This window comes from Solirubrobacter phytolaccae (genome assembly GCF_027587195.1).
Classification (GTDB): Bacteria; Actinomycetota; Thermoleophilia; order Solirubrobacterales; family Solirubrobacteraceae; genus Solirubrobacter; species Solirubrobacter phytolaccae.
This window is the reverse complement of sequence record NZ_JAPDDP010000002.1, coordinates 73,253-88,680: the sequence shown is the minus strand read 5'-3', so window position 1 is coordinate 88,680 and position 15,428 is coordinate 73,253. Positions and strand designations below refer to the sequence as shown.

Below are 15,428 nucleotides of genomic sequence, written 5' to 3'. Positions count from 1 at the left end.
TCTGGTTTTAGGGAGTTTACTCTGCTGGGGTGGATTCGCTGACGTCCCGGGTCCGAACCGCGCACGGCGACGCCTGGCAGGTCCACGGCGCGCTGCGGGCGGGCGCGGAGGAGCGGCCCGGGATCCGCCTGATGGCGTCCGGGCTCGGGCATCCGCAGTGGAACAACGCGGACATCACGGCGCCCGACGCCGACATGGACGCGGCGGCCGCCTGGTACGCCACACGGGGTGTGCCGTGGGGGATGCGGGTGCCGCGCGAGCTCGAGTGGTCACGCGGGAGCATGTTGTTCTACAAGCGCCTCATGGGGCTCGAGCCTGCCGCGTTCGTGCCGCCGCCGGCCGCGGACGTCCGGGTCGCCGACGACCTGGACACGGTCGTCACCATCGACGCCGCCGCGTTCGGCACCGACCCCGCGGGGGCGTGGCTGACCGCGCAGTTCGACGCGCCTCGGTTCGAGACGGCGCTCGGCTACCTCGACGGCGAGCCGGTCGCGACCGGGTACTCCGTGCGCAGCGACGGCCGCGCCGGGCCGTGTCTGTACGTGGCGGGCGTTGGCGTGCTCCCGCACGCGCGGCGGCGCGGGCTCGGCGCGGCGCTCACCGCCTGGCTGATCGCACGCGGCTTCGAACAGGGCGCGACGCTCGCCCATCTGCACCCGGACGACGACGGCGCGGCGCGGCTCTACGAGCGGCTCGGGTTCGTCGAGGTGCCCGGCTTCAACGTCTTCGTGAACCAGTAGTGCGCGTACGGCTCGGCGTTGAACGGCTCCACCTCGACGTAGCCCGCTGAGCGGTAGAGCTGCTGCGCCTCGGCGAGCACGCGGTTGGTCTCCAACCGGATCGTCGCGGTCCCGGCCTCGACCGCGTGGCGCTCGAGCTCGGCCAGGATGCGGCGGCCGACGCCGAGCCCGCGCGCCTCGGGGGCGACCCACATGCGCTTGATCTCGGGCGGCGTGACGTCCTTGAGCGCGCCGCACCCGATCGGCTCGCCCCGGAGCCGCGCGACCACGAACACGCCGGAGTCGAACGGCAGCGCGACGGCCTCGCGGAAGCCGCCGTCGAAGCGCTCGTCGATCTCCGCGAAGTAGCGGGAGAGGCAGTGCCGCGCGGCGTCGCCCGCCGGGTCCTCCGCAGTGAGCTCGACGATGCCCGCGGTCAGGAGCCGCTCGACGGTCGCCATCGCGTCGACGAGCTGCCTGGTCTGGCGCTCGCTGAGCGGGGCCAGGAAGGAGCGCGCGAGGTCGTCGCTGCGCGCGTCCAGCCGGGCGCGCTCGGCCCGGCCCGCGGCGGTGAGCGCGACCGTGCGGCGGCGCCGGTCGCCCGTGCCCGCCTCCACGGTCACGAGGCCCTCGCCCTCGAGCGTCCGCAGCAGCCGGCTGAGGTAGCCGGAGTCCAGGCTCAGCCGCGCGCGCAGGTCGCGCACGTCGGTCGCCGCGCCCACTTCCCACAGCACGCGGGACGCGCCGAGCGGGCGCCCGAAGTCCAGGTAGGAGTCCATCAACGCGCCCACGCGCTCGGTGACCGTGCGGTTGAAAGAGCGGACCCGTTCGACCTCTTCCATATCTCTGACTCTAGTCAGATATCGCGACGCTGCCAACCTAAAGGGCGGCTATGGCAAGGGCGCACGATGCGGGCATCGACTTTCGGGGTGTGGCGAAGCGCGTCGGCTTCTTCGCGATCGTGCTCATCCTGGCCGTGGTCGCGTTCGCCGCGCTGCCCGGCGTGGGCGAGGTGCGGACCGAGTTCGCGCAGGCCGAGCCGGGCTGGATCGTGGCCGCCGCCGCGTTCCGGATCCTCTCGATGCTCGGCTTCGTGCGCGCGCTGTGGTCGGCGTTCGACCGCGTGATGCCGTGGCGCCGCGCGCTCGTGCTGGGCACGGCGGAGCAGGGCGCGAACGTGCTGCTCCCCGCGGGCGGCGCGGGCGGGCCGGCCTACGGCGCCTACGTGCTGACGCGCCTCGGCGTGCCCGCCGAGCTCGCCGCGCAACGCCACGCCGCGCTCTTCCTCGTCACCAGCGCCGTGAGCTTCGCCGCGATCACCGTCGCGGGCGGGCTCACCGCGGTCGGCCTGCTGCCGGGCGACGCGTCGTTGTTGATGACGCTGCTCCCGGCCGGGGCGATCGCGTTCGTGTTCGTGCTCGTCGTGCTGTTCGGGCGCACCAACCCGCCCCAGGAGCCGGACGGAGGCAAGGTGCGCCACATCGTCTGGCGCGTCTGGAGCTTCGTGCACGGTGGCGTGCGCACGTCGATCGAGCTGCTCAAGCACGGCGACCCGCTGCTGCTGTTCGGGTCAATCACCTACTTCGCGTTCGACGTCGCCAGCCTCGCGTGCATGTTCCAGGCGTTCGGCGGCGGTGCGCCGGAGCTCGGGCTGTTCGTGCTCGCCTACGCGCTCGGCCACGCGGGCGCGCTGCTGCCCACGCCCGGTGGCGTCGGCGGCACCGAGGGCGGGCTGATCGGCATGTTCGTCGCCTACGGCACCTCGCTCCCGCTCGCCGCGGCGGCCGTGGTCGGCTACCGCGTGTTCCAGCTCGGCCTCCCCGCGCTGTTCGGCGCGATCGCGCTCGTGCGGATCCAGCGCGTGCTCGCGCACCCGCCGCCGCGTGAGCAGGTCGCGGCGCGCTTCGAAGCGCACCACTGGGACTGAGCTACTCGGAGGGGGCGAGCCGGCCGGCGCGGGTCTCGCGCTCGGTCCAGCTCTTCAGCGCCGTGAACGAGTCGTCCGGCGTGCCGTTCGGTCGCAGCAGGCCCGTGTTCCACTGCACGTCCGGGTTCTGCATCAGCCCGAAGTACAGGAGCTGCGAGATCTTCGGGTTCTTGCGGGCGAGCTCGAAGGCCTGCGTGATGTAGCGGGCGCGGGTGGCGCGCGGGAAGGCCAGCGGGCCGCTCGCGAAGTAGGCGAACTCGGTCAGGTGCACGGCCGGCTCGCGGTTGCCGGCGGTGGCGAGCGCCTTGGCCTTGCGCAGGCGGGTGAGCGCGTTCGTGAGCCGGCTGACGGTGCCGATGGTCACGTCGTCGGTCGGGACGCGCTTGTACGTCGGCGGGTTCTTGTAGTCGTACGGGTGCAGGGAGACCGCGTCGGCGCGGACGGTCCCGCAGCCGCCACGCTTCTTCCAGCGGGTGTCCACGCAGAGGACGTCGCGCAGGAAGCGCAGTGGGGCGAACGAGGCGCCGGGGCGGGCCTGCGGCGCGAGCTCGCCGAGCACGACCTCCGCCTTGCGGTCGGCGCGCTTGATCGCCGAGTACGAGGCCGTGTAGAGCTTGCGGTACTGCGCCGCGGCCGTCCGGGCGGGGCTCAGCCACGAGTGCCAGTTCGGCTCGTTCCAGATGCTGTAGCGGGCGACGCGGCCCTTGAAGTGCTTCGCGATCTCGGACGTGAAGCGCGCGAACTCCTTCGCCGACGGGTTGCGCGTCGACGCCTTCGCCTTGTCGGCGGTCGCCCAGCGCGGGGCGGGGCCCGTGAGCGTGAGCTCCACGCGCAGGCCGGCGGCGCGGGCCTCGGTCACGAGCTGCTCGAAGCGGATGAGGTCGTAGCGCGGCTTGGCCGGGCGGGCGCGCTGCTCGGACTGCTTGCCGACCAGCACGCGCGCCCAGATCATGTTCGCGCGGACGGTCGTGACGCCGAGCTCCTTGGCGCGGGTGAGCCCCGCGATCCGGCCGTAGCCGACCTGGTCGACGAAGACGGCGTCGTCCTGGATGCCGATCTCCATCGTGCGTGAGGCGTGGGCCGGTGCGGCGAGCACGAGCAGGGCGAGCAGGGCTGTGGCGAGCAGGCGTTTGATGGCGAACGAGGGTAGCCGCGTCAGCTAAGCCGCCGGATCTCCGCGGCCAGGTACGGCCCGAGCGTGACCGCGAAGGCCGCCGACACGTGCGTGAAGTCCTGGTAGGCGACGACGCCACCGACGACCGGGAAGCAGCGCGTCTCGTCGCAGAAGTACCGGCTGAGGTCGATCGTCCGCGCTCCGGTCTGCTCGGCCGCGGCGACGGCGGGGTCGGGCGGGAGCGCCGTGGCGCGCGGGACGGCGCACGTCGAGCCCGGTCGGGCCTCCGCGCGCTGCACGCACGCGAGCGTGTCCTCGGCCAGCTCGGGCGTGTCGCGGATCACCACGCGCCGCTCGACGCTGCTCGGGAGCGTCTCCCACGCGGCGGTCCAGTTCGCGGGGTCCTGCGTGGCGGCGTTGCGGGCGAGGCCGACGAGGAACACCGTCTTGACCTCCGGGTGGCGGGCGAGCCACTGCGGCACCTCGCGCTTGAACCGCGCGCACTGGCTGAAGGTCGGCTCGGGCAGGGGGCGACCGTCGCGCACGAACGGGCAACCGTTGCGCGTGAGCGCGTACCCGCGCCGGCCCAGCTCGTCGGCGGCCACCGCGAACGCCGAGCGCAGCTGGCCGGCGTGGCTGTCACCGATCACGGCGAACGTCGTCTCCGCGCCGGCGGGACCGAACGCGCACGGCTCGACGAGCCCGAGCGGCTCGGTGCGCTCGCACGGCGTACCGCGCGTGTTGGTGTCGTCGCGCACGCCCGACGGCTCCTCGCACCCGTGCTCGCGTGCGGCCGCGCCGACGCAGTCCGCGGCCGGCGTCTGCGTGGCCTTCGCCGTCGGTGCCGGTGTCGGTGCTGGCGTCTGCTCGCCGCAGCCCGCGAGGAGGCTAAGCGCGACCAGCCACGGCGCGCTCCAGGAACGGGGCGAGCGTCTCGGCGAAGCGCCTCGTGATGTGGTTGACGTCCTTGTGGACCAGCACGCCACCCACGACCGGATAGCAGCTCTTGGCGTCACAGAAGAACGGCGACAGGTCGATGAGCCCGAACCGCCCCGGGTCGGTCTGCGCCACCGCGGCGGCGGCCGGGTCGGGCGGGAGCGCGGTCGCGCGTGGCACCGCGCACGCCGGTCCCGGCGCTCGCTTGCGCTTGAGCGCGCGGCTCACGCACGCCATCGTGCTCGTCCGCATCGACGGGTTGTCGTGGATCACGTGGACGTGCTGGACCGACGCCGGCAGCCACTTCCACGCCTCCACGTAGCCGCTGACCTGCGCCGAGAACACGGGCACCGGGTCCGGCAGGAAGTCGTCCGGGTCCGGCGTCTTCTGCGCCAGGAAGACGGTCGTGACCTCCGGGTGGCGAGTGAGCCAGCTCATGGCCTGCGCCTTCCAGTTCTCGCAGTCGGCGCGCACGGCCTCCGGCGCCGCCAGCGGGACCGTCGTCAGGCTGCAGCCGTTGCGCGTGAGCTGCACGCCGCGCAGGTGCTCCTTGCGCGCCAGCGTCTGCAGCGCCGGCCGCCAGTGCGCGGCGTGGCTGTCCCCGAGCAGCGCGAAGTACCCCTGCGCGCTCGCGTCCGCGACGCCGAACCCGCACGGCGACAGCAACCCTTCGACCGGCAGTCGCGCGCACGGCGTACCGCGGACGAGCGGCGCCTGCCGCACGGTCGGCTCGACCTTCAGCCGCAGCTTCGGGTTCGTGCACGGCCGTTCGGGATCACGCGCCGCGGCGCCGAAGCAGCGCGGCGTGGCCGCGCTCGCGCTCGACACGAGGCTCAGGGCGACCGCGCAGGCGACGAGAAGAACGCACCGAGTGATCAACGCCCCCGCACTTTACGGGGGCGGCCAGCGACGCGGCCTACTGCAGCCCTTGGCGGGCTTCGCGCACGAGCGTGACCGCTTCGGGGAAGACGGTCGCCATCACCGAGCGGATCTGCTGAGCCTGCTGCTCGGTGGTGCCCTGGATGTTCACGCGGTTGATCGCCGCGACGGTCATGTCGACCGCGAGCTTGATCGCGTTGTCGGCCCACTGCAGCGTCTGGGCCGATTGCATCTGCTCGGCCATCTCTTGCATTCGACGCTGGAAATCAGGGTCGTTGAAGAACCCGCCAAAACCTTCCATGGCTCAACTGTACTGGTGGCAGAGCCCGGTTGAGCGCGTCGCCTGCTTGCGCTTGGCGCGGGAGGGGCGCGGGGTCTCGCCGGCGTCCTCGGCCTCCCAGCCGGAGACCGTGCGGCGGAGCGTGGCGAAGGCGGCCGCGCCGGGGGCGATCGGCAGCCAGAAGGCGAAGAAGCGGTAGGCGAGCACGGCGACGATCGCGCTGGCCGGGTCCACGCCGAAGGCGACGAACGCGCCGATCATGCCGCCGTCCACGCCGCCGACGCCGCCGGGGAGCGGGAGCGTGTTGGCGAGCATGCCGATGAAGTAGCCGAGCACGAGCACGCCGACGGCGGGGGAGTCGCCGAAGGCCATGAAGCACGCCCACAGGCAGGCGATGTCGAACGCCCACCACATCAGCGCGCCGACCAGGCCGGCGTTGCCGCGGCGGATCAGGCGGCGCGCGTCGCGCACGCCCGCGCCGACCGGGGCGAGCCACCGGCGCAGCCGCGAGTCGCCCGGCTGGACGAGCTGCGCGCTCGCCACCAGCGCGATCACCACGGCGCCGAAGATGGCCGGCACGATCGTCATCGCGAACGAGCCGCCGCCCGGGATGACGCCGGTGTAGAGGCCGAGCCCGCCGAACAGCAGCGCGCCCATGTAGACCGAGTACAGCAGCACCATGAACGTGGTCATGCGCGCGGCGACGTCGCGGGCTTCCATGCCCGACTTCTTCAGCGCCCAGGCCGTGAGCGCGATGCCGCCGGCGCCCGCGGACGCGAACAGGCGCGTCGCGGCGTGGCCGGCGAGGGTGATCTCGGTGCTCGCGCGGAGCCCGATCCGCGAGGAGTCGCCGTCAGCGTCGATCGAGACGGCGCGGAACAGGATCGCGTGCCCGACGAACGAGAGCGCCTCGAGCACGAGCGCGAACGCCAGCCAGCCGAGATGGCCGGTCGTCAGCTTCGACCAGACATCGGGGAGATCGGCCAGGGCCGGAGCGATCACGACCAGCCCCGCCACCATCACCGCGCTCGCGACGACGAGCACGACGATCTGCCGAGGGGAGATCCGTCCGAGGGGACGGTCGGCGGGATCGAGGGTGGCGGCCATGACATGAATGGTCGCGTGAGGAGCGCGATCCGCACACGGGGCAGGCTCGACTCTTTAAGTTCGGGTTACCCGTAGTTGTCGGTCAGCCATTCGGTGCGATGCACCAGCGCTGGGGCGATCACGGGAAGTGCGGCGACGCCGGTCAACGCCCGCTCCGGGAGCAGCGCGAGGCCATGCCCGGCGGCCACGAGCGCGAGCAGCCCGGCGACGTCCGCGCCGTCGTAGGTCAGTGCCGCGCGGAACCCCTCGGCGCGCGCGAGCGAGGCGAGATCGGCGAGCGGCGCGCAGATCGTCGGCGCGTCGATCCAGCGCGCGTCGACCAGCCCGTCCAGCGTGATCGAGCGACCCGCCAGCGGATGGTCGTCCGCCACCGCCACGGCGAGCGGCTCCTCGAGGGAACGGGCCACGCGCGCGCCGGTCTCGGGCAGGCGGAGCGGGTCGTTCGGCGCGGCCACGCCGTCGACGACGCCCGCGTCGAGCTCACCCACCGCGACGGCACGGGCGATCTCGTCCCGCGCGCTCACGCGAACGGTCACGGCCAGGGCGGGTGCGACGAGCTCGGCGGCGAACCCGCACGCCAGTGGCGTCGCGCCGATCCGCAGCTGCGACGGCGGGCCCGCGGCCACGCGCGCGACGTCCGCGCGCGCCGCGTCGAGCCGCAGCAGGATCGGCTCGGCGTGTTCGAGCAGGCGCGCGCCCGCCTCGGTCACGCCGACCGGGCGGCGCGTGAGGAGCGGCACGCCGACGTCGCCCTCCAGCACGGCGATGTGCTGGGACACGCCGGACTGCGTGTAGCCCAGCTCGCGCGCGGCGGCCGAGAACGAGCCGAGCCGCACCACTCGCACGAACGTCCGCAGGAAGCGAGGGTCCATAAGCGCCACTGATCGTAACCACACGAACGATCGTTGGACATGAACTCGGACGACCAGCACGATGGAGGCCCATGACCGCTTCCTCAGCCACGATCGCGCTCGTGGGCGACCGCTCGCCCACGGTCCGCGCCCACGGGCGCATCCCGCTCCTCATCGACGCACTGCGCCGCCGCGACGGCCTCGTGCTCGACCCGTACTGGATCCCGTCGACCGAGGCCGACGACCTTGAAGGCTTCGACGGCATCTGGATCGTCCCCGGCAGCCCGTACGCGGACCGCGAGAAGGTCATCGCCGCGGCGGGCGTCGCGCGCGAGCGCGGCATCCCGTTCCTGGGCACGTGCGGCGGCTTCCAGCACGCGATCCTGCACCTCGCGCGCGAGCTCGCGAACATCGCCGACGCCGACCACTCGGAGTACGGCGACCACGACACCGACGTGATCGTTCCGCTCGAGTGCAGCCTCGTCGGCCACGAGGGCGTCATCCGCTACACGCCCGGCACGCTGATCGCCAAGATCGCCGGCGTCGACCAGCGGCTCGAGCGCTACCACTGCTCCTACGGCATCGCGCCCGAGTTCGTCGACACGCTCGCGGCCGCCGGCGTGGTCTTCGGCGCCCACGACGAGGACGGCGCCCCGCGCGCGCTCGAGCTGCCCGACCACCCGTTCTTCCTCGGCACGCTCTTCCAGCCCGAGCTGGCGGGCGACGGCAGCCGCGCGCACCCGGTCATCCGGGCGTACGCGGAAGCGGTGGTCAGCCGAGCGACGGCAGCGCAGCCCGCGTAACGCGCGCCGAGAGCTCCGGCTCCAGCCCGCGCGAGGACAGGTCGTCCAGCGTCACGACGCCGAGCGCCGCGCCGCCCTCGACCACGACGAGGCGCCGCACGCCGTGGCGCACCATCCGCTGCGTCGCCTCCTCGACCTCCATGTCGGGCTCGGCCCGGATCACGGGCGAGGAGGCGTGCACGGCCGCGCGGTCGTCCAAGGAACGTCCCTGCGCGACGACCGACAGCACGATGTCGCGGTCGGTGATGAAGCCGACCGGACGGCCGTCCACGGCGACGAGGACCACGGAGCCCACGTTGTGGGTGCGCATCAGCTGCGCGATCTCGCGCACGGAGGTGTCGGGGGCGGCGGTGATCGCCCCTTCCGTCATGACGTCGCCGACCAACATGGCGGCGAGTGTACCCTTGCGCGATCGTGGCCTACAGGAGCGCTGCACAGGTCCGCAACATCCATCGCGTCGAGGCGCTGATCCGGCTCGCGGCGCCCGCGCTGGACGTCGTCCTGTACGCCGGCGACAAGGCCTCGCGCGTGATCGGGCGCAACCAGATCGGCCCGGAGCCGGTGCGCCGCGTCGGGCTTCCGCCGGCCAAGCGCCACTAGAGTGTCCCCCGACGTGGCCGCCGTGACGCAGGATCCAGAAAAGACGCTCCTCTGGGAGAAGCAGAACCGCACCCGCGCCGCGATCGCGGCGATCATCGGGGCCGCTGGCCTGCTCGTCTACTACATCGCCTTCGAGCGCCTCCGCGGCGACTACCCGACGATCAGCGGGCTGGACTCGCTGGAGCGCGTCGGCGAGGGCCGCGTGGCCGATCTGCCGTCGCTGCGGATCGAGGAGTTCCAGTACCTGCAGGACCACCAGGTCACGATCCTGGCGATCGGCATCGGCGCGTTCATCGGCTTCTGCGGCATGGCCTGGGCGGCCGGCTTCCTGAGCGTCGCGACCCGCGCCCGCGCGCCCGAGTTCCGGCGCTTCCTGATCTACCTGCCGATCATCGGCGGCGTCTCGCTCGCCATCGGCAGCCTGGTCTACCGGACCTCGATCGTCGTGCTGACGAACGACTTCATGGACGGCCCGCGCACCGTCGCGGAGGCGACCCAGCTGCAGACCGGCACCCAGCAGTTCGCCCAGATCCTCTCGGGCCTGGGCGGCGTCGTGCTCGCGATCGGCCTGATCTTCGTGTCGCTCAACGCGATGCGCGTCGGCCTGCTCACCAAGCTCTTCGGCTACATCGGGATCGTCGCCGGCGCGATGCTCGTGATCTTCCCGCTGCCGGTCGTGCAGGTCTTCTGGCTCGCCGGCGTCGGCGTCATGCTCCTGGGCAAGTTCCCGGGAGGCGATCCTCCGGCGTGGCGAACGGGTAAGGCCGAGCCGTGGCCCGGAGCGGTCGCCACCGCGCAGGCTCGCGCCGAGCGCGGCGGTCGCACGCCGGCCACGCAGCCTGCCGCGCCCGAGGCGTCGTCGAAGACGCCGACTGCCGGGCGCAGCAAGCGGAAGAAGCGTCACTAACACCGACGGAGGAGATCGCATGGCGACGCTCGAGGACCAACTCGAGGAGCTGCTGGACCAGGAGTCGTTCTCGCCACCGGACGGCTTCAAGGAGCAGGCCGTCGTCGCCGACGCTGCGATCTACGACCAGGCCGAGGACTACGAGGCGTTCTGGGCCGAGCGGGCCTCCTCGCTGCACTGGGACACGAAGTGGGACCAGACGCTGGACTGGTCGAACCCGCCGTTCGCGAAGTGGTTCGTGGGCGGCAAGCTCAACGTCGCCTACAACTGCGTCGACCGCCACGTCGAGGCGGGCAACGGCGAGCGCGTCGCCTACCACTGGCTCGGTGAAGAGGGCGAGCAGGTCGACATCACGTACGCCGACCTGCACCGCGACATCCAGAAGTTCGCCAACGCGCTGACCGAGCTGGGCGTCAGCAAGGGCGATGTCGTCGCGATCTACCTGCCGATGATCCCCGAGGTCGTCGTCTCGATGCTCGCCTGCGCGCGGATCGGCGCGATCCACAACGTCGTCTTCGGCGGCTTCAGCGCCGAGTCGGTCCGGGAGCGGATCGAGTTCTCCGAGGCCAAGACGCTGATCACGGTCGACGGCGCGCGCCGCAAGGGCAAGACCGCGCCGATCAAGGAGACCGTGGACGAGGTCATCGGCGACCTCGTGGACACGATCGTCGTCGTCGAGAAGACCGGCAACGGCGCGCCGATGAAGGAAGGGCGCGACTACGCGTACGAGACGCTGCTGAGCAAGGCCGCCGCCGAACACACGCCCGAGCCGATGGACGCCGAGGACCCGCTCTACATCCTCTACACGTCCGGCTCGACCGCGAAGCCGAAGGGCATCCTGCACACCACGGGCGGCTACCTCACCGGCGTCGCCTACACGCACAAGGCCGTCTTCGACCTCAAGCCGGAAGAGGACGTCTACTGGTGCGCGGCCGACGTCGGCTGGGTCACCGGCCACAGCTACATCATCTACGGGCCGCTCGCGAACGGCACGACTTCGGTGATGTGGGAGGGCGCGCCCGACTACCCCGCCAAGGACATCTGGTGGGAGATCGTCGAGCGCTTCAAGGTGACGATCATGTACTGCGCGCCGACGGCGATCCGCGCGTGCATGAAGTGGGGCGTCGAGCACCCGGAGAAGCACGACCTGTCATCGCTGCGGCTGCTCGGCACGGTCGGCGAGCCGATCAACCCGAAGGCGTGGCTCTGGTACTGGAAGGTGATCGGCGGCGGCAAGGCGCCGATCGTCGACACCTGGTGGCAGACCGAGACCGGCGCGATCATGATCACGACGCTCCCCGCCCTGCTGGACACGAAGCCGGGCTCGGCGGGCAAGCCGCTGCCGGGGATCGAGGCCGCTGTCGTCGACGAGGACGGCAAGGACGTCGACGAGGGCCAGGGCTACCTGATCCTCAAGCGCCCGTGGCCGGCGATGCTGCGCACCCTCTACAAGGAGGACGACCGCTTCGTCGAGACCTACTGGGCGAAGTTCGGGAAGGACACCTACCTGGTCGGCGACGCCGCCCGCAAGGACGCCGACGGCTACTTCTGGATCATCGGGCGCATCGACGACGTCGTGAACGTCTCCGGCCACCGGCTCTCCACCGCCGAGGTGGAGTCCGCGATCGTCTCGCACCCGAAGGTCGCCGAGGCGGCCGTGATCGGCCAGGCCGACGAGGACACCGGCCAGGCGATCACCGCGTTCGTGACGCTCGAAGGTGCGGTCGACGACGGTGACGACGCGCTGATCGACGAGATCCGCGAGCGCGTCGCCTCCCGCATCGGCAAGTTCGCCCGCCCGAAGCGGATCATCTGGGCCGGCGACCTGCCCAAGACCCGCTCCGGGAAGATCATGCGCCGCCTGCTGCGCGACATCGCCGAGGGCCGCGAGCTCGGCGATGTCACCACGCTCCGGGACCCGGACGTGATGGCGCAGCTGGAGGGCAAGATCAAGGAACGCGACGCGGCCGGAGAGGGTTAGCGGCCCTTCTTCACCGTGATCGTCGTGGTGGCGGGCGTCGGGTCGCCGATGGTCGCCACCCGGAACGTGTACTTGCCGGGCTTGAGCTGCTTGAACGTCACCGGCGACTTGCAGGCCTTGTAGACGACCTTCTTGCCGCGCGCGGTGAGCGCGCAGCGGAAGCCGGTGCTCTTGCCGACCGCGGTGAAGCGGAACGTCGCCGTGCGCTGCTTGACCGACTTCTTGCCCAGGCGCGTGTCCGGGGCCGCCGCGATCGGCGTCGGCGCGGGCGTCGGGCCGGGCTGGACCGACGGGGGCGGCGTCGGCTCGAGAGTCGGAGTCGGCGTCGCGGTGGCGCTCGGGGTGGGGGTCGCGGTGGCGGTCGGTGTGGGCGTCGGCGTGGGGGTCGCGGTGGGCACCGGATCGACGGTGAACGTCGCGGTCACGGTGTCGCTGTCGTCGACCCTGGTCGTGCAGGGCCTGGTGCCCGAGCAGCCGCCACCGGACCAGCCGGCGAACGTGGAGCCGGCCGCCGGGGTCGCGGTGAGCGTCACGGAGGTCCCTTCGTCATACACCGCCGAGCACGTGGTGCCGCAGGTGATGCCCGGCGCGGCGGAGACGACGGTGCCGACGCCCGTGCCGGCCTTGGCCACCGTCAGCGTGTGCGTGAGGTTGAACGCCGCCACGACGGTGGTGTCCGCGGTGAGCGTGACCGTGCAGGTGCCCGTGCCGGTGCAACCGCCGCCGGACCAGCCCGCGAAGCGCGAGCCCGGGTCCGCCGTGGCGGTCAGCGTGAGCGTCGTGCCGTCGGCCTTGGCGTAGTCGCAGACCGAGTCGCAGTCCACGCCCGCCGGGCTCGTCACCCTCCCGTATCCCCAGCCGCCGTTCCACGTGTCGACCCGCAGCGTCCGGTGGCGGGCGAAGGTCGCGGTCACGGTCTTCGCCGCGGTCAGGGTGACCTCGCACGGGCCGGTGCCGGTGCAGCCGCCCGACCAGCCGGTGAACCCGGACCCGGCCGCGGCGGTCGCGGTCAGCGTGACCTTCGTGCCCTCGTCATACGTGAAGCTGCAGGTCGTGCCGCAATCGATGCCCGCCGGCGCGCTCGTGATGGTGCCGGAGCCGGCGCCGGCCTTCGCCACGGTCAGTGCAGCGGTGGGGACGAACGTCGCCGTGACGCTGCGCGCCTCGAGCAGCTCGACCTCGCAGCTGCCGGTGCCCGTGCAAGCACCGCTCCAGCCCGAGAAGCGCGACCCCGCCGCGGCGGTGGCCGTCAGTGTGACGACTGCGCCGTCGGTGAAGCTCGCGCTGCACGTCGCGCCGCAGCTGATCCCACCGGGCGCGCTCGTCACCGTCCCGGAGCCGCTCTTGGCCACCGTCAGCGTCCTGTTCGGCGCCGGCGAGCCCGTCGTCATCATGCCGATCGAGTTGATGGCGACGCACAGTGCCGTGGAGACGCAGCTGACATCGACCAGGTCGTGGCCGGGGGAGTCGGCGGGACGGACCGCCCACGCGCTCGGGTCGCCCGGCTGGGTCGAGGAATAGGCGAGCGCGGCGGCGTCGACCCCGACGCAGAACGTGCTGGACAGGCAGGTCAGGTTGGTGGGGATGCTGAGCCCGCTGACGGGGATGGTGATCGTGTCCCACGCGAGCGGCTTCGTCCCGGGGTCGGTCGCGGTGTGGATCCGGCCGTCCGTGTCCAGCGCCGCGCAGAACGTGGCGGACGTGCAGGAGAGCCCGACGACGCCACGCCGGAAGCCATCGACCAGGGGCGTCTGGAAGAGCGTCCAGGCGCCGCCCGCCGGGTTCGCCGACGTCCACAGGCGGCCGTAGTACCGGTCGCTGACGATGCACAGCGACGCCGACGCGCACGACACCGACCCCATCTCGGTCCCGAGCGGCGCCAGGCCGAAGCGCGACCAGGCCGCCGTGCCTCCCGTCGGGTTCGTGGACGTGACCACGTAGCCCTGATTGTCGATCGCGGCGCAGAAGGAGGCCGTCGGACAGGAGATCGCCGTCAGCGAGCGCGTGAGGTCGATGTTGGTCACCGTCCACGCCGCCGCGCCCGTCGGCGTCGTCGACCAGACGAGGTTGCCGGTGGTGTCGACGGCGAAGCACAACGAGGCGGTCGGACAGTCGATGTCGGTCAGGTTGCGCCCCGCCGCGACTGTCTGGGCTGTCCACGTCCCGGTCGGGTTCGTGGCCGTCAACACGCGGCCGGCTTCGTCGGTCGCGGCGCAGAAGCCGGACGGGAGGCAGTCGACGGCGTTCAGGGAGTTGGTGCCGGAGATCTGCGACTTCGCCCACGCGCCGCCGGTCGAGATGTAGGCGTTGCCGCTGTCGTCGCCGGCCACGCACAGCGCCGCGGACGCGCAACCGACGACCCCGGCGAAGGTGCCGACGTCCGTCCCGCTCCACGCCGCCGCCCCGCCGGCCGGGTTCGTGGTCGTTATGACCTTGTTCGCCCATCCGACGGTGGCGGCGCAGAACGTCGTGGTCGGGCAGTCGATCTCGCCGATCGACTGGGTCTCGAACGTCGACGTGGTCCAGGCGCCGGCACCGCCGGTCGGGTTCGTCGAGGTGAAGAGCTTGCCGGCGTAGCCGACGGCGACGCACAGGGTCGTCGAGGGGCACGACACGTCCGACAGCGTGGTGCCCGCGATCGTGGTCCGCTGCCAGGCGCTCGCGCCGCCGGTCGGGTTGGTCGAGGTCAGGAGGTTGTTGCCCGCGTCGATCGCGACGCACAGCGACGCCGTCGGGCACGAGATCTTCCACAGCAGGTCGACGCCCGGCACGTTGGTCTTCGTCCACGCGCCGGCGCTGCCGGTCGGGTTCGTCGACGTGACGATCAGGCCGCCGCTCCCGACGGCCGCGCAGAACGTGGTCGTCGGGCACGAGACGCCACCGAGGAACGTGCCGTCGGCCACTTTCGCCGTCGCCCAGGCGCCGGCGCCGCCGGTCGGGTTCGACGTCGTGATCACCTCGCCCCAGCGGGTGATGGCGACGCAGCGGGTCGCCGAGGCGCAGTCGATCCCCAGCAGGCCCTCCGAGTCGCTGATCGGCGTCGGCGTCCATGTGCCGGCCGCGGGGCTGGTCGCGGTGAGCGCGCGACCCTCGGCGTCGACCCCGACGCACAGCGAGGTGGTCGGGCAGGACATCCCGTCGATCCGGTGGCCGCCCGAGAACGGGGCGGCGCCGTTGATCTGCTTCGGCGCCGACCACTGCAGGCCGGGCGGACCGGCCACCGCGAACGTAGGGGCTACAAGGGTCAGGAGGAGGGCGAGGAGCGGGGTCCAGCGCAGCGGCGACTTGATCACGCATGACACGCTCGCGGTTCTCGTCGACCTG

15 protein-coding genes are annotated in these 15,428 nt (G+C 72.3%); 6 read left to right on the top strand and 9 right to left on the bottom strand.

Annotated elements, in window-relative coordinates:
• Positions 1–29: 29 nt before the first annotated feature.
• Positions 30–740, top strand: coding sequence for a GNAT family N-acetyltransferase (locus OJ997_RS01380; RefSeq protein ID WP_270023195.1), 711 nt, complete (start codon positions 30–32; stop codon positions 738–740).
• Here OJ997_RS01380 and OJ997_RS01375 read toward each other — a convergent pair.
• Positions 683–1,561, bottom strand: a complete 879-nt coding sequence (locus tag OJ997_RS01375) for a bifunctional helix-turn-helix transcriptional regulator/GNAT family N-acetyltransferase (RefSeq protein WP_270023194.1) — start codon at positions 1,559–1,561, stop codon at positions 683–685. The two genes, OJ997_RS01380 and OJ997_RS01375, sit on opposite strands and share 58 nt — an antisense overlap.
• A gap of 89 nt (positions 1,562–1,650) precedes the next feature.
• On the opposite strand from OJ997_RS01375, the gene OJ997_RS01370 reads away from it, so the two are divergent.
• Positions 1,651–2,646, top strand: a complete 996-nt coding sequence (locus OJ997_RS01370) for a lysylphosphatidylglycerol synthase domain-containing protein (RefSeq protein ID WP_270023193.1) — start codon at positions 1,651–1,653, stop codon at positions 2,644–2,646.
• A gap of 1 nt (position 2,647) precedes the next feature.
• On the opposite strand, the gene OJ997_RS01365 is transcribed toward OJ997_RS01370, so the two are convergent.
• The 6 genes from OJ997_RS01365 to OJ997_RS01340 form a co-directional block, all read right to left on the bottom strand.
• A complete protein-coding gene (locus OJ997_RS01365) occupies positions 2,648–3,742 on the bottom strand; it encodes a glycoside hydrolase family protein (protein ID WP_270023192.1) in 1,095 nt (364 codons plus the stop codon).
• Between the two features lie 59 nt (positions 3,743–3,801).
• Positions 3,802–4,518, bottom strand: coding sequence for an SGNH hydrolase domain-containing protein (locus OJ997_RS01360; protein ID WP_270023191.1), 717 nt, complete (start codon positions 4,516–4,518; stop codon positions 3,802–3,804).
• 130 nt (positions 4,519–4,648) lie between these two features.
• Positions 4,649–5,575 (bottom strand): SGNH hydrolase domain-containing protein, encoded by a 927-nt coding sequence (locus tag OJ997_RS01355; protein WP_270023190.1) that lies wholly within the window; start codon positions 5,573–5,575, stop codon positions 4,649–4,651.
• Positions 5,576–5,612: 37 nt separating this feature from the next.
• Positions 5,613–5,819, bottom strand: coding sequence for a hypothetical protein (locus OJ997_RS01350; RefSeq protein WP_270023189.1), 207 nt, complete (start codon positions 5,817–5,819; stop codon positions 5,613–5,615).
• A 60-nt stretch (positions 5,820–5,879) separates the two neighbouring features.
• Positions 5,880–6,962, bottom strand: coding sequence for a lysylphosphatidylglycerol synthase transmembrane domain-containing protein (locus OJ997_RS01345; protein WP_270023188.1), 1,083 nt, complete (start codon positions 6,960–6,962; stop codon positions 5,880–5,882).
• 65 nt (positions 6,963–7,027) lie between these two features.
• Complete coding sequence (locus OJ997_RS01340; RefSeq protein ID WP_270023187.1) at positions 7,028–7,834, bottom strand: LysR family transcriptional regulator; 807 nt, start codon at positions 7,832–7,834, stop codon at positions 7,028–7,030.
• A 71-nt stretch (positions 7,835–7,905) separates the two neighbouring features.
• Between OJ997_RS01340 and OJ997_RS01335 the strand changes: the two genes are divergently transcribed.
• On the top strand, positions 7,906–8,616 hold the full coding sequence (locus OJ997_RS01335) for a CTP synthase C-terminal region-related (seleno)protein (protein ID WP_270023186.1): 711 nt from the start codon (positions 7,906–7,908) through the stop codon (positions 8,614–8,616).
• Here the strand turns inward: OJ997_RS01335 and OJ997_RS01330 are convergent.
• A complete protein-coding gene (locus OJ997_RS01330; RefSeq protein WP_270023185.1) occupies positions 8,585–9,004 on the bottom strand; it encodes a CBS domain-containing protein in 420 nt (139 codons plus the stop codon). The genes OJ997_RS01335 and OJ997_RS01330 overlap by 32 nt on opposite strands.
• Positions 9,005–9,030: 26 nt before the next feature.
• Here OJ997_RS01330 and OJ997_RS01325 point away from each other — a divergent pair, with 26 nt between their 5' ends.
• From OJ997_RS01325 to acs, 3 genes are read left to right on the top strand one after another with little or no spacing between them, the layout of a single operon-like run.
• On the top strand, positions 9,031–9,216 hold the full coding sequence (locus OJ997_RS01325; RefSeq protein ID WP_270023184.1) for a hypothetical protein: 186 nt from the start codon (positions 9,031–9,033) through the stop codon (positions 9,214–9,216).
• 13 nt (positions 9,217–9,229) lie between these two features.
• Positions 9,230–10,123, top strand: a complete 894-nt coding sequence (locus tag OJ997_RS01320; RefSeq protein WP_270023183.1) for a hypothetical protein — start codon at positions 9,230–9,232, stop codon at positions 10,121–10,123.
• A gap of 19 nt (positions 10,124–10,142) precedes the next feature.
• Positions 10,143–12,104, top strand: a complete 1,962-nt coding sequence (gene acs / locus OJ997_RS01315) for an acetate--CoA ligase (RefSeq protein WP_270023182.1) — start codon at positions 10,143–10,145, stop codon at positions 12,102–12,104.
• Here acs and OJ997_RS37290 read toward each other — a convergent pair.
• A complete protein-coding gene (locus tag OJ997_RS37290) occupies positions 12,101–15,397 on the bottom strand; it encodes an InlB B-repeat-containing protein (RefSeq protein WP_270023181.1) in 3,297 nt (1,098 codons plus the stop codon). The two genes, acs and OJ997_RS37290, sit on opposite strands and share 4 nt — an antisense overlap.
• Positions 15,398–15,428: the final 31 nt, after the last annotated feature.